The sequence below is a fragment of the Myceligenerans cantabricum genome (assembly GCF_054777735.1).
In genome coordinates this window covers 357,035-369,101 of sequence record NZ_BAAHAJ010000009.1, presented here as the reverse complement: position 1 = coordinate 369,101, position 12,067 = coordinate 357,035, and the positions used below count along the sequence as shown (strand labels likewise).

The window sequence follows — 12,067 nt, the reverse complement described above, 5'->3', positions numbered from 1 at the left end:
ACGCTAGGGCTGCCGGACCGGTTCGGGCCGCCAAGCGGCTCGGCGTGTCGCCCAGTCGTCGGTGGTGTGGCTCACTGGCCCGGTGGTGGACCGGAGAAGTCCTCCGGGCTGACGTGGTCCAGGAAGGCACGGAACTTCTCCATCTCCTCGCGCTGCTCCACGTCCACGATCTCGACGCCGGCCAGCGCCACGATCTCGGCGGAGCACAGCACGGGGCTGCCGGTGCGCACGGCGAGCGCGATCGCGTCGGACGCGCGCGAGTCGAGCCGTACCCCGGTGTCGAGGATCAGCTCGGCGAAGTAGATGCCGCCCTCCAGGGCGACGATCTCGACCCGCTCCAGCCCGACGCCGACCGCCGCGAGCACGTCGCGGAGCAGGTCGTGCGTCATGGGGCGGGGTGTGGACAGCCCGGCCTGCGCCATCGCGATGGCACTCGCCTCCCGCGGCCCGATGACGATCGGGACCGCGAGATCCGCAGCGGTGTCCAGCAGCAGGACGACGATCTCCTGATCGCGCTGCTGCTGGCGGACACCGAGGATCTCCACGGGGACCATCGGCACGTCGGACGTCACCGTTTCACGGTATGACGCGCGTCAGAGATCCGCCACACCCTGGCGCACCCAGACCGTGTGCAGTCGTGCGAGGAGCTCGCCGATCTCGGCGGCCATCGCGGCGGCGTGACCGTGCGCGCTGGAGGCCTGGCGGCCGCGCCACGGCGCCACCACCTGGTCGGCCAAGGCCACCTGCCGGTCCGCGGCGCTGCGTGGCGCGCGCAGGTGGCGCGGCTCGATACCGTGCTCGGCCAGCGCGACCGCGATGCGGACGACCTCGACCGACCCGGCCTGCAGCTGCCCTCCGGACGTCTGCTCGACGGCCCCGACCTGCACCAGGTCGTCGACGAGCTCGGGCGGCGCGCCGGCCGCCTCGGCGACCTGCTCGCGCGTCCAGCGCCGGCGCGCCGACGGCTCCTCGGGTGCGAGCCGCGGGGCAGGACGAGCCTCGTCGTCGCCCGCGTCCATCGCGGCGAGGCGTTCCTTGATGACCTTGAGGGGCAGGTAGGAGTCGCGCTGCTCGGTCAGGACGTAGCGCAGCCGTTCGATGTCGGCCTGGCTGTACTGCCGGTAGCCCGACGGCGTGCGCACCGGCCGGATCAGCCCCTGCTCCTCGAGGAAGCGCAGCTTGGAGTGCGACACGTCGCCGAACTCGGGCGCGAGCGCGCGCAGCACGTCGCTGATGCGCATCGTGGCCTGGCGCGAGATGCCCCGCGGCCACGGCTCGGTCTCGGTACCCGATGAGGTGGCTCGCTCGGCAGGTCGCGGGTCGTTCGCGGCCCGGCGGGCGGCCCCGGAGGTCACTGCTGCGGCACCCCCGGGCCGGCCTGCGGCGTCGCCTGCGGGCTGGCGTGGAAGGTGAGCCGGAACTTGCCGATCTGCACCTCGTCGCCCGTGGAGAGGGTGGCGCCGTCGATCCGTTCCCGGTTGACGTACGTCCCGTTCAGCGACCCGATGTCGCGCACGGTGAACGACTCGCCGTGGCGCACGAACTCAGCGTGCTTGCGGGAGACCGTGACGTCGTCGAGGAAGATGTCCGCCTGTTCGCTGCGCCCGGCCACGCAGCGGTCGGTGTCCAGGAGGAAGCGGGCACCGAAGCCCGGTCCCCGCTGCACGACGAGCAGCGCGGACTGACGGGGCAGCGCGGCGACTGCCGCCGCCTCCTCCGGGCTGAGCGCGGTCCGTCCCGCCGCCGAGGCCTCGTCCCCGGTCGGGAAGACGACGCGGCCGATGTTGGCCGTGGTGGTCAGGGGGTCGGGGCCCGGATGAGGCTGGCCGCTGGGGTCGGTCATCGGGTCTCCTCGGTGTGGGATGGGTTCGAAGGTCTCGCCAGGTGACGCCGGGCGGCGGCACGGGTGCTGTCACGTGCGGGTTCACGGGGTAGCCCGGTCCGAACCAACTTACATGGCACCGGCCGGGGTCGGCTACTCTTCGCCCGCGTCGGCATGCTCCGGGTCGTCCGGCGTGCGGGTCGCGTCGATGGTGACGTGGTCCCGTCGGGTGACCTCCACCGTCGCTCCGACGTCGCGCAGCGTGGGCAGGGCGCCGCCTGGGATCTCGAGCGCACGGTCGACCGTCTCGGGGTCACCGATGGCGACCCACGTGTACGGCGCCTCGAGCAGGTTGCCGTCCAGGAGGATGCGTGAGGCGTCGTCGACGGTCTCCTCGAAGTGGCTGCTGGTGACGACCCGCACGTCGTTGACCTGCTGCGCCTCGACGCCGGCGTTGCGCAGCTCCTCGAGCATGTTGAACATGTTGGCCGCGGAGACGGTGCCGGGCTCGGCCTGGATCTCGACGGTGACGCCAGGGCCCTCGGCGGGCAGACGGCCCGACAGGATCCCCTCGTACTCGGCGCGCTGCTCGGCCGCCTCGCGCGCGGCGCGGTCCTGACCGTCGGCCGAGAGCAGGTCGTCACGCGTCTCGGTGAGGTTCGCCACCTCGTCGTCGAGCTGCTCGCCGCGCTGGGTGACCTCGTCGAGCAGGCGCACGAGCTCGTCCTGTCGCAGGGAGGCGAGCTGGTCTCCCGTCGACTGCGCCACCTGGACGGCGAGCGCGAACCCGAACGCGACGCACAGCGCGGCGGTGATGTACTCGGCACGACGGTTGCGGGGTGCGAACAGGTGCCAGAGCCGACGGCGTCCGCCGACGGCGGCGGGCTCGGCGGCGGCCCGCGGTTCGTTCCCGTCCGGCGTCGTCCCGGGATCCGGATCGGCCGGTCCGTGCGGTGCCTCGTCCTCGGTGACAGGAGCGGCGTCGTCAGCGGCGTCGTCTCCGGTGCCGGGTTCGTCCGCGGCAGGAGCGAGCATGGTCTCGGCGGCGGGACCCGCCTGGGGCGCGGACGCCGGCACGGCCTCGTCGGCATCCGTCCCCTCGTCGTCCGGGGCGGGGTCGGCCTCCTCGTCCGGTGACGGGTCCGGGGCCGTGGCCGGTGCGGGCAGCGACTCGGGGACGTCGTCCTCGGCAGCCCGGTCCGTCCGGGTGCCTCCCTCAGACTCACCCGCTGCGGCGGCGTCCGCCGAAGCCGCGGACGGCACCGCAGCGGCGCCCTCCGGGACGGCAGCGGTCTCCTCCGGGGCGGCCCTCTCTCCCGGGGGGACCGTCTCCTCCGGGGCGACCGTCTCCTCCGGGATTGTGGTCTCCTCCGCGGCCGCATGCTCCGTCGCCGCCTCGTCGGGCTGGTCGTCCCGGGCGTCGTCGCCCGCGTCGTGGTCGTGGTGCTGGTCGTTCATGCCCTATGCCTTGAACACCGCGCGTCGGATGGACGCGGCGTTGGAGAAGATCCGGATGCCGAGCACGACGATGACGGCGGTGGACAGCTGTGAGCCGACGCCCAGCTGGTCGCCGAGGAACACGATGAACGCGGCGATGAGGATGTTGAAGAGGAACGAGGTGAGGAAGACCTTGTCGTCGAACATCCCCTCGAGCGCGGCCCGCAGGCCGCCGGCCAGGGCGTCGAGCGCGGCGACGACGGCGATCGGCAGGTAGGGCTGCAGCACCACCGGCACGGTGGGCTGCAGGATGAGGCCGGCGATGACGCCGACCACGAGGCCGATGACTGGGATCATGCTCCGTCCTCCGCTGTGTCGTTCTGCGCTGTGTCGTTCTGCTCGGTGCTGTCGTTCTGCTCGGTGCCTGGGGTCCCGCTCGGCTGCTGCTCCTGCTCCCGTTCCTGCTCCTGCTTCGGCGTGGCGGCCCAGCGCAGCGTCTGCGGCCGGCCGGCGGGCAGCCTCAGCTCGTCGGCCGGATCGACGGACGACTCGATCCCCTGGGAGGCGAGTACCTGGAGGAACGCGGGCCCGCTGGTCCGGGCGAACTCGACCTCGAGGTGCTCGGAGTCCCCGATCGCCTCGACGCGGTAGGACGGCCCGTTCAGGGGCTGCAGGTCGACGAGCACCGCGTCCCCGGCGTCGCGGATCGCGCTCACGGCGGTGAGCCGCTGCCCGTCGATGGCGATCGCCTCCGCTCCCGAGGCCCACAGCGCGTTCACGACGAACTGCAGGTCCCGGTCGTAGACGCGCTGCTCGTTGCCCTCGGCCGGGTCGTCGCCCGCGAGGCCGCCGTCGGTCAGGGTGACGGCGAGGCCGGGCCCCGTGACCGCGGTGGTGCCGTTGGCGAGCTTGTCGAGGTCGTTGGCCTCCCGCAGGGAGCTGGGCAGGGTGCCGGCCCGTTCCAGGTCCTCGACCTGGCCGGCGAGCGCCACCGACTGCTCGGTGAGCTCTTCGAGCTGCATGCTGCGCTCGGTGAGCTGGTCGGTGAGCACGGTGCGGGCCTGGGCGACGGCGGGTGCGGGCGCACGCAGGTGCGTGACCGACACGGCGACGACAAGGCCGAGCCCGACGGCCACGAGCATGGCCACGACGATCCCCGGGATGCGCGGCTCGGTGCTCTTCCCCGCCGCGGCGCGTTCGGCGCGGCGCTTCGCGGCGGCGGCGTAGCCTGGGTCGAGGGGGCGTCTCATGACCTCGTTGAGGAGGGTCATCGACGCGTCGGGACGACGACGGGGCCCGGGCGACGCGTTCACCCGTGCACCGCCAGCCGGCGCACCTGCAGCACGTACTGCAGGCCGGCGAGCCAGTACAGGGCGACCCCCCAGCCGGTGAACGCCCAGCCGGCGACGTGCGCGACCGTCCCGAGGGCGCCGCCGGCCTCGGCGAGCAGGAGCAGCGGGAACGCGTACAGGAGGGCGAAGGTCGCGACCTTGCCGACCTGGCTGACGTTCAGGGTGCCGTAGCCGAGGCGGGCGAGCACGGGCACGGTCAGGGCGAGCATGAGGTCGCGGGCGACGATCGCGGCGACCAGCCAGAGCGGCACGATCTCGCGCCACGCGAGGCCGAGCAAGGTGACGAAGATGAAGAGGCGGTCGGCAAGCGGGTCGAGGATCTGCCCGAGCCGGGTGATCTGGTGCAGGGACCTGGCCAGCACGCCGTCGAGCCAGTCGGTGAAGCCCGATATCGCCAGGACGGCCAGCGCCCACATGTCCTCGTGCGCGCCGATCAGCACCGCGAAGACGGGGACGAGCGCCAGCCGTACCATGCTGATGGCATTGGGGACCGTCAGGACCCGGGAGCTCATCTCCTGTCCCGTGGACACTTGCACCGCCTCACGCCCGTCGATTCTGATGCGGCGAGATGCTGCGAGGTGCGGGCACGAGCCACGCGCCCGGAGCGGAACCCGAGGAGCATCAGCAAGAAATTTGCAGTCCTTGTCATACTACGGGCCCGGTGGTGCGGATCCGCACAGGTATTCCGGGCGCGTCCCGTCCCGGCATGTGGTGCCGCACGTCACCCCCCGGCCGTCTGGCCTGGCCCGGGGCTCGGCACGTAGGATGGTGCCTGATCCCCCCTGGAGTTGGTCGCCTTTCTGCGCGTGTCGGCAGTTTCGAGCCGGAGCGAGTGTGTGTTCGCCGAGCGAGCGACCGGGGCCGGGCGCCCGTGGTGCCCAGAGGTCCGGACTCCCTCTCGACGACGAACGGTTGCTCTTTCTATGCCCGCTGCTGCCCTGACCACGCCTGCGTCCTCCGAGGCGAACCTTCCTGCCTCCGAGGCGGACCTTCCTGAGGAGCCGTCGTCCGACGCGGTCCCGACAGGCACGACCACCCCGCCCGCGGCCCTCGCCGCGCCCGCTCCGGCCACCGAGGCTCCGGCCACGGAGAGTCCTGCGGCCGACGGCACCGCCGTCGCCCCCGACGCCGAGCCGCAGCCGCGGTTCGACACGCTCCCCCTCCCGGCCGCGCTCCTGGCCGCCACGCACGACCTGGGCTTCACGACCCCGTCGGACATCCAGGCCGCCGCCATCCCGCCCCTGCTGGAGGGCCGCGACATCACCGGCGTCGCACAGACCGGCACCGGCAAGACCGCCGCGTTCGGCCTGCCGCTGCTGGCCGCCGTCGCCCCCGACGCCGACGTCACCCGCGGGCGCGTGCAGGCGCTCGTGCTGGCCCCCACCCGCGAGCTGGCCATGCAGGTCGCCGACGCCATCGAGTCCTTCGCCACCCACCTGCCCGGCATGCGCGTCCTGCCGGTGTACGGCGGCGCCCCCTACATGCCCCAGCAGCGCGCCCTGCGCGACGGCGTGCACGTCGTGGTCGGCACCCCCGGCCGCGTCATGGACCACATGGAGCGCGGCTCGCTCGTGCTCGACGACGTGAAGTTCCTCGTCCTGGACGAGGCCGACGAGATGCTCCGCATGGGCTTCGCCGAGGACGTCGAGAAGATCTTCTCCACCGCGCCCCGCGAGCGTCAGGTCGCCCTGTTCTCCGCGACCATGCCGCCCGCGATCCGCAAGGTCGCCGACCAGCACCTGAACGACCCGGTCGAGATCGCCGTCACCCGGCAGTCCTCCACCGTGACGTCCGTGCGCCAGACCTACGCCGTCGTCCCCTTCCGGCACAAGACCGGCTCGCTCGTGCGCGTCCTGGCCACGTCCGACGCCGACGCCGCGATCGTGTTCACCCGCACCCGCGGTTCCGCCGAGGACGTGGGCTCCGCGCTCCTCGAGCGCGGCATCTCCGCCGCCACCATCTCCGGCGACGTCGCGCAGAAGGAGCGCGAGAAGATCGTCGAGCGGCTCCGCTCCGGCGCCCTGGACGTGCTGGTCGCGACCGACGTCGCCGCCCGAGGCCTGGACGTCGACCGCATCGGCCTCGTCGTCAACTTCGACCTGCCCCGCGAGCCCGAGGCCTACGTGCACCGCATCGGCCGCACCGGCCGTGCCGGCCGCAGCGGCGAGGCCCTCACGTTCGTCACCCCGCAGGAGCGCGGCCTGCTGCGCCGCATCGAGCGCACCGTCCGCACCCGCCTGGAGGAGGCGGACATCCCCTCCCCCCGCGACGTGTCCGCGCACAAGTTCGCCACTCTCCTGAAGAAGGTCCCGGACCGCCGCGAGGCCGGCCGTCTCGACCTGTACGCGAGCATGCTGCGCGACCACCTCACCGGGCCCGCGGCGGCACCGGCCGTCCACGGCGCGGACGAGCCCGCGGCCGACGACACACCGGCCACCGACGCGGCACCCGCCCGCACCGTGCCCGTCGACGACGAGTTCATCCAGGTCGCGGCGGCGCTCGCGGCGATGGCGGTCGGCGACGACGGCCCCCGGCTGCGTGCCGAGCAGGAGGAGTACGAGCGCGAGCAGGCGCAGGCCAAGGCCGCCGCGAACCGGCGCGCCACGCGCGACGGGGAGCGGCACGACCGGTCCGGGGACCGCACCGGTCACCGGGGTGGCGGCCGCGGCCGGGACCAGGGCCGGTCGGGCACCCGCTACCGCGTCGCCGTGGGCCACACGCACGGGGTCAACCCGGGCGGCATCGTGGGCGCGCTCACCAACGAGGGCGGCCTGACCGGGTCCGACGTCGGCAAGATCGACATCTTCGGGTCGTTCTCGCTGGTCGACATCTCGGCGTCGCTCGACGAGCCGACCATGGACCGGCTCGGCCGTGCCCGTGTCGCGGGCCGTCCGCTGCGCATCCAGGTGGACCGGGGCGCCCCCGCCCGCCGCGAGCGGTTCGACGACGACCGCCGCAGCGGCAGCTTCAACCGCCGCGAGGGTGGCGGCCGGGGAGATCGGGGTCCGCGGCCTCACCGTGCTCGCTGATCAGCGTCACGAGGCGCCGCGCCTCGGCCATCCCGTGCTCGCCGTCGGCCCGCTGGACGGCCATGACGGCGAGCACGGTCCCGTCGGCGAGGTCCAGGTGCACCCACGGGTCGCCTGACCCGAACCGCACGGCGACGATCTCGGCCCAGTCGAGCCGTCGTCGCCGTGCGTAGTTCACGACCGTCAGTCCGTCCGGGTCCGGTTCGGCACGCACCGCGGCGAACCGGAGCGTGAGCAGCACGAAGAACAGCCCGACCACGATGATCGAGACCCGGTTCACGACGCTGGCCGCGCCCGGCCCGGTCGCCACGAGCGCGATGAACACGCAGCCCACCGCCAGGGTCACGCCCATCGACCAGGCGGTGGGCGTGGTGAACCGGCCGCGGAACGTGCGATAGCGGGCGGCGGGCGGCCCGGCCGGGCCGCCGTCGCCCCGGCCGCCGTCGTCGTGCGCGGGGGTGCTCACCGCGACCTCACCTCACATACGGCTGGCGTGGATGGACGTGACGATGATGGCGCGCGCGCCGGCGTCGTGCAATGCGTCCATCACCCGGTTCGTGTCCCCGCGCGGCACCATGACCCGCACGGCCGACGCGTCACGGTGGTGCTGCGGCGAGACGGTCGGCGACTCGAAGCCCGGCGTGATCGCCACCGCCCGCTCCAAGAGCTCGTTCGGCACCACGTAGTCCATCAGGACGTACGCGCGGGCGGTCAGCACGCCTTCCAGACGGCGCGTCAGCGTCCGCACACCGGGCGGGACGTCCGCGTCGGCCTGCCGGATCAGCACCGCCTCGCTCGTGAGGATCGGGTCGCCGAACACCTCCAGGCCCGCGGCCCTGAGCGTGCTGCCGGTCTCCACGACGTCCGCGATGAGGTCCGCGACCCCGAGCCCCACCGAGCTCTCCACCGCGCCGTCCAGGTGCACCAGCTCCGACGGCTCCACACCCTGCTTCGCCAGGTGGCCCGCCACGAGCGTCGTGTACGACGACGCCACCCGCCGTCCCGCGATCTCGCTCACCGCACCCACCGTGCCGGCGGGCGCGGCGAACCGGAACGTGGACCGAGCGAACCCGAGCCCCAGGTGCTCGACGGCGTTCGCGCCCGAGTCCAGCAGCAGGTCCCGGCCCGTGATCCCCGCGTGCACGGTGCCGGCACCGACGTAGACCGCGACGTCGCGCGGACGCAGGAAGAAGAACTCGCAGGAGTTGTCGGGATCGGCGAGCACCAGGTCACGGCTGGACCGGCGCTGCCGGTAGCCCGCCTCGCGCAGCATCTCGGACGCGGGCTCCGACAGGGAACCCTTGTTGGGGACGGCGATACGCAGCATGGTCTTGTCTTTCCTCTCCAGGTGTACGACGGGACGGCGAGCGGGGCGCGCCGGCGGCGCGCTGCCCGCTACAGATGCGCGTACACGTCCTCGAGAGTGAGCCCCTTCGCCAGCATGATCACCTGCAGGTGGTACAGGAGCTGGGAGATCTCCTCGGCCGTCTCGGCGTCCGACTGGTACTCCGCGGCCATCCACACCTCGGCGGCCTCCTCCACCACCTTCTTGCCGATGGCATGCACGCCCGCGTCCAGCTGCGCCACGGTGCCCGAGCCCGCGGGACGGGACTCGGCCTTCTCGGAGAGCTCGGCGAACAGGGACTCGAAGGTCTTCACGACACCGAGCCTAGTTGGTCCCCCAGCGTCACCGCCGTCGCGACCGCAGCCTGGACAGCCTCCCGCCCCTTGTCCTCCCGGCTGTCCGCCAGCCCGGCACGGTCCAGCGCCTGCGCCTCGTCATCACAGGTCAGCAGCCCGAACCCCACGGGGATGCCCGTGCGCACGCTCACGTCCACCAGACCGCTCGTCGCCGCCTGGCACACGTAGTCGAAGTGCGGCGTGCCACCCCGGATCACGACACCGAGCGCCACGACCGCGTCCGGACGACCCGCCGGCGGCGTCGCCACCCGCGAGACCGCCACCGGCAGCTCGAACGACCCCGGCACCCGCACCTCGCTCCACTCCGCCCCGGACTCCCGCAACGCCCGCCGCGCCCCGTCCAGCAGCCCCTCCATCACCCGCGTGTGCCAGCTCGCCGCGACCACCACCACGGACAGGCCCCGGCCGTCCACCGTCAACGTCGGCGATCCCGCTCCACTCATCGTGCCACCTCCAACAGGTGTCCCATCCGGTCCCGCTTCGTACTCAGATATGTCTCGTTGTGCGGCCCCGCGCCGACCTGCAGCGGACGCCGCCCCACGACGTCCGTGCCCGCGTCCCGCAGACCCGACGTCTTCGCCGGGTTGTTCGTCAGCAGCTCCACCCGGCCGATCCCCAGGTCCCGCAGGATCGCAGCCGCCGCGCCGTACTCCCGCGCGTCCACCGGCAGGCCCAGCGACGCGTTCGCATCCACCGTGTCCAGCCCGCCGTCCTGCAACGCGTACGCCGCGATCTTGTCCGCCAGGCCGATCCCCCGGCCCTCGTGCCCCCGCAGGTAGACGACGGCCCCCGCACGCCCCTCGGCCGCGGCCGCCGCCACGGCCTCCAGCGAGGCCGTCAGCTGCGGCCCGCAGTCGCAGCGCAGCGAACCCAGCGCGTCACCCGTCAGGCACTCCGAGTGCAGGCGCACCAGCGCCGGCAGCTCCGAGGCCGGCACCGGCCGGCCTGCGGCGGCGCCCGCGGTCTCGGGCACGGCGGTCTCCGGCGCCCCGGACAGGGCCGTCCCGGTACCGCGTCCGGCGCTCGCGGGCACGGCCGGGTCCGGGACGAGCGCGAGGTGCTCCGCGCCGGTGGCGGTGTCGCGGTAGGAGGTGACGTGGAACGTCCCGTGGGACGTGGGCAGCGACGCCTCGGCGACCCGGGTCGCGCGTGGTGCGTGGGGCGCGCCGGCCGCGGGGGCGGTGGCCGCGGGGGCGGTGGCCGCGGCCGGCGCCTCGGCCGAGGTGCCGGCGCCGGTCACGTGGTCGACGACGTCCGACACCGTCACGAGCACCAGGCCGTGCGTGTCGGCGAGCCGGGCCGCGCCGTCGTACCGGAGCACCTCTCCGTCGTCGGCCACGAGCTCGGCGATGGCGGCGACGGGGCCCGTCCCGGCGAGCCGGACGAGGTCGGCGGCGGCCTCGGTGTGGCCGCGGCGCTCGAGGACCCCGCCGGGACGGGCCCGCAGCGGCAGCACGTGGCCGGGCCGGATCAGGTCGGTGTCCCGGGTGGCCGGGTCCGCGAGGGTGCGCAGCGTCAGGGCGCGGTCCGCGGCGCTGATGCCGGTGCCGACGCCCCGCGCGTCGACCGAGACGGTGTACGCGGTGCGGTGCGGGTCCTCGCTGTTCTCCCACATCAGGGGCAGGCCGAGCGCGTCGGCGCGCTCGGCGGGCAGGGGCGCGCACAGGTAGCCGGACGTGTGCCGCACCGTCCAGGCCAGCCACTCGGTGGTGGCGAGCGCGGCGGGCAGCACGACGTCGACCTCGTTCTCGCGCGCCGCGTCGTCCGCGACGAGGACGGGGCGGCCCGCCCGGAGGGCATCGAGGGCGTCGGCGACCGTGCGGCCGGCGCCGGTGGCCGGGAGCTCCTCGGCGCGGGAACCCTTCGCGGTGTCGTGCTCGACGGCGGTCATGCGTGCGCTCCTGTCGACGCGGCGAGGTCCGCCGGCGGCACCGCCGCTGCTCCCGGTGCGGTCAGGAGCCGTTCGGCGTACTTGGCCAGCACGTCCACCTCGACGTTCACCGGGGCGCCGGGCATCAGGTCGCCGAGGTTCGTGGCCGCGAGCGTGGTGGGGACGAGGGAGACGCCGAAGGTGCCCGGGCCGGGCCCGGCGCCGTCGTCGGGGCCGTCGGACACGTGCGTGACCGTGAGGGAGACGCCGTTCAGGGCGATCGAGCCCTTCTCGGCGACGTAGCGCAGCAGCCGCGGGCCGGCGGAGAAGGTCAGCTCGTCCCAGCGCGGGCCGGGATCCCGGCGGGTGAGCGTGGCGGCGCCGTCGACGTGGCCCTGCACGACGTGCCCGCCGAGGCGCCCGTTCGCGGGCAGGGCGCGCTCGAGGTTGACGCGCGCGCCCGGCGTGAGGGTCCCGACGGTGCTGCGTCGCAGCGTCTCGGGCATGACCTCGAAGGTGACGGTGCGCTCGGGCCCCGCGTCGACGGGCTGCGGGCCGGGCACCGGGTCGCCGGACACGTGCGTGACGGTGAGGCAGACGCCGTCGACGGCGATGGAGTCGCCGGGGCTGGCGTCGGACGCGGCCAGGGGCGCGACGACGGTCAGGACCGCGTCGGCGCCTGCCGCGTCGGGGTGGACGAGGGAGCGGACGGTGCCGGTCTCCTCGACGATGCCGGTGAACATCTGCGGTTTCCTCCCAGAGCGTCGGTGCTCCGGGGGTTCGCCGGGAGGTCGCACGCCCACCGGTCCGGGGGCCCTCCCCGGACGGGGCGCAGACGACGGCGCCGACCACGAAC

The 12,067-nt window shown here is 74.0% G+C and carries 14 protein-coding genes; 1 reads left to right on the top strand and 13 read right to left on the bottom strand.

Annotated elements, in window-relative coordinates:
- Window positions 1-71: 71 nt before the first annotated feature.
- From ACYU96_RS10835 to ACYU96_RS10805, 7 genes are all read right to left on the bottom strand, one after another.
- Entirely contained in the window at window positions 72-554 is a 483-nt protein-coding gene (locus ACYU96_RS10835) for a bifunctional nuclease family protein (protein WP_460754577.1), read from the bottom strand.
- Window positions 555-593: 39 nt separating this feature from the next.
- On the bottom strand, window positions 594-1,355 hold the full coding sequence (ftsR, locus tag ACYU96_RS10830; protein ID WP_460752867.1) for a transcriptional regulator FtsR: 762 nt from the start codon (window positions 1,353-1,355) through the stop codon (window positions 594-596).
- Window positions 1,352-1,843: an FHA domain-containing protein gene (locus ACYU96_RS10825; protein ID WP_460752865.1), complete on the bottom strand. Its 492-nt coding sequence runs from the start codon at window positions 1,841-1,843 to the stop codon at window positions 1,352-1,354. Before ACYU96_RS10825 ends, ftsR begins: the two co-directional genes overlap by 4 nt.
- Before the next feature lie 132 nt (window positions 1,844-1,975).
- Window positions 1,976-3,280: a DUF881 domain-containing protein gene (locus ACYU96_RS10820; RefSeq protein ID WP_460752862.1), complete on the bottom strand. Its 1,305-nt coding sequence runs from the start codon at window positions 3,278-3,280 to the stop codon at window positions 1,976-1,978.
- Window positions 3,281-3,283: 3 nt separating this feature from the next.
- On the bottom strand, window positions 3,284-3,616 hold the full coding sequence (locus tag ACYU96_RS10815; protein ID WP_460752860.1) for a small basic family protein: 333 nt from the start codon (window positions 3,614-3,616) through the stop codon (window positions 3,284-3,286).
- Complete coding sequence (locus ACYU96_RS10810) at window positions 3,613-4,509, bottom strand: DUF881 domain-containing protein (RefSeq protein WP_460752857.1); 897 nt, start codon at window positions 4,507-4,509, stop codon at window positions 3,613-3,615. The genes ACYU96_RS10815 and ACYU96_RS10810 overlap by 4 nt, the downstream gene beginning before the upstream one ends.
- Window positions 4,510-4,568: 59 nt before the next feature.
- Window positions 4,569-5,141: a CDP-alcohol phosphatidyltransferase family protein gene (locus tag ACYU96_RS10805; RefSeq protein ID WP_460752854.1), complete on the bottom strand. Its 573-nt coding sequence runs from the start codon at window positions 5,139-5,141 to the stop codon at window positions 4,569-4,571.
- A gap of 393 nt (window positions 5,142-5,534) precedes the next feature.
- Between ACYU96_RS10805 and ACYU96_RS10800 the strand changes: the two genes are divergently transcribed.
- The gene (locus ACYU96_RS10800) at window positions 5,535-7,640 is read left to right on the top strand and encodes a DEAD/DEAH box helicase (RefSeq protein WP_460752851.1); all 2,106 of its coding nucleotides are present in this window, start codon (window positions 5,535-5,537) and stop codon (window positions 7,638-7,640) included.
- Here ACYU96_RS10800 and ACYU96_RS10795 read toward each other — a convergent pair.
- From ACYU96_RS10795 to ACYU96_RS10770, 6 genes are all read right to left on the bottom strand, one after another.
- Window positions 7,579-8,106 carry a PH domain-containing protein gene (locus ACYU96_RS10795; protein WP_460752849.1) on the bottom strand — a complete coding sequence of 176 codons (528 nt, stop codon included), beginning with the start codon at window positions 8,104-8,106 and terminating at the stop codon, window positions 7,579-7,581. The genes ACYU96_RS10800 and ACYU96_RS10795 overlap by 62 nt on opposite strands.
- Before the next feature lie 12 nt (window positions 8,107-8,118).
- The gene (hisG, locus tag ACYU96_RS10790) at window positions 8,119-8,967 is read right to left on the bottom strand and encodes an ATP phosphoribosyltransferase (protein ID WP_460752846.1); all 849 of its coding nucleotides are present in this window, start codon (window positions 8,965-8,967) and stop codon (window positions 8,119-8,121) included.
- Between the two features lie 68 nt (window positions 8,968-9,035).
- Window positions 9,036-9,299 (bottom strand): phosphoribosyl-ATP diphosphatase, encoded by a 264-nt coding sequence (locus ACYU96_RS10785; protein WP_460752843.1) that lies wholly within the window; start codon window positions 9,297-9,299, stop codon window positions 9,036-9,038.
- Window positions 9,296-9,784 (bottom strand): 6,7-dimethyl-8-ribityllumazine synthase, encoded by a 489-nt coding sequence (ribH, locus tag ACYU96_RS10780; protein ID WP_460752841.1) that lies wholly within the window; start codon window positions 9,782-9,784, stop codon window positions 9,296-9,298. The genes ACYU96_RS10785 and ribH overlap by 4 nt, the downstream gene beginning before the upstream one ends.
- Complete coding sequence (gene ribB / locus ACYU96_RS10775) at window positions 9,781-11,232, bottom strand: 3,4-dihydroxy-2-butanone-4-phosphate synthase (RefSeq protein ID WP_460752838.1); 1,452 nt, start codon at window positions 11,230-11,232, stop codon at window positions 9,781-9,783. The genes ribH and ribB overlap by 4 nt, the downstream gene beginning before the upstream one ends.
- The gene (locus ACYU96_RS10770; protein ID WP_460752835.1) at window positions 11,229-11,954 is read right to left on the bottom strand and encodes a riboflavin synthase; all 726 of its coding nucleotides are present in this window, start codon (window positions 11,952-11,954) and stop codon (window positions 11,229-11,231) included. Before ACYU96_RS10770 ends, ribB begins: the two co-directional genes overlap by 4 nt.
- Window positions 11,955-12,067 lie beyond the last annotated feature (113 nt).

Bases quoted from the DNA above. Each gene is read 5' to 3' on its own strand.
- ACYU96_RS10835 (WP_460754577.1), bottom strand. From the start codon at position 554: ATGGTCCCCGTGGAGATCCTCGGTGTCCGCCAGCAGCAGCGCGATCAG.
- ACYU96_RS10825 (WP_460752865.1), bottom strand. From the start codon at position 1,843: ATGACCGACCCCAGCGGCCAGCCTCATCCGGGCCCCGACCCCCTGACC.
- ACYU96_RS10820 (WP_460752862.1), bottom strand. From the start codon at position 3,280: ATGAACGACCAGCACCACGACCACGACGCGGGCGACGACGCCCGGGAC.
- ACYU96_RS10815 (WP_460752860.1), bottom strand. From the start codon at position 3,616: ATGATCCCAGTCATCGGCCTCGTGGTCGGCGTCATCGCCGGCCTCATC.
- ACYU96_RS10810 (WP_460752857.1), bottom strand. From the start codon at position 4,509: ATGAGACGCCCCCTCGACCCAGGCTACGCCGCCGCCGCGAAGCGCCGC.
- ACYU96_RS10800 (WP_460752851.1), top strand. From the start codon at position 5,535: ATGCCCGCTGCTGCCCTGACCACGCCTGCGTCCTCCGAGGCGAACCTT.
- hisG (WP_460752846.1), bottom strand. From the start codon at position 8,967: ATGCTGCGTATCGCCGTCCCCAACAAGGGTTCCCTGTCGGAGCCCGCG.
- ribH (WP_460752841.1), bottom strand. From the start codon at position 9,784: ATGAGTGGAGCGGGATCGCCGACGTTGACGGTGGACGGCCGGGGCCTG.
- ribB (WP_460752838.1), bottom strand. From the start codon at position 11,232: ATGACCGCCGTCGAGCACGACACCGCGAAGGGTTCCCGCGCCGAGGAG.
- ACYU96_RS10770 (WP_460752835.1), bottom strand. From the start codon at position 11,954: ATGTTCACCGGCATCGTCGAGGAGACCGGCACCGTCCGCTCCCTCGTC.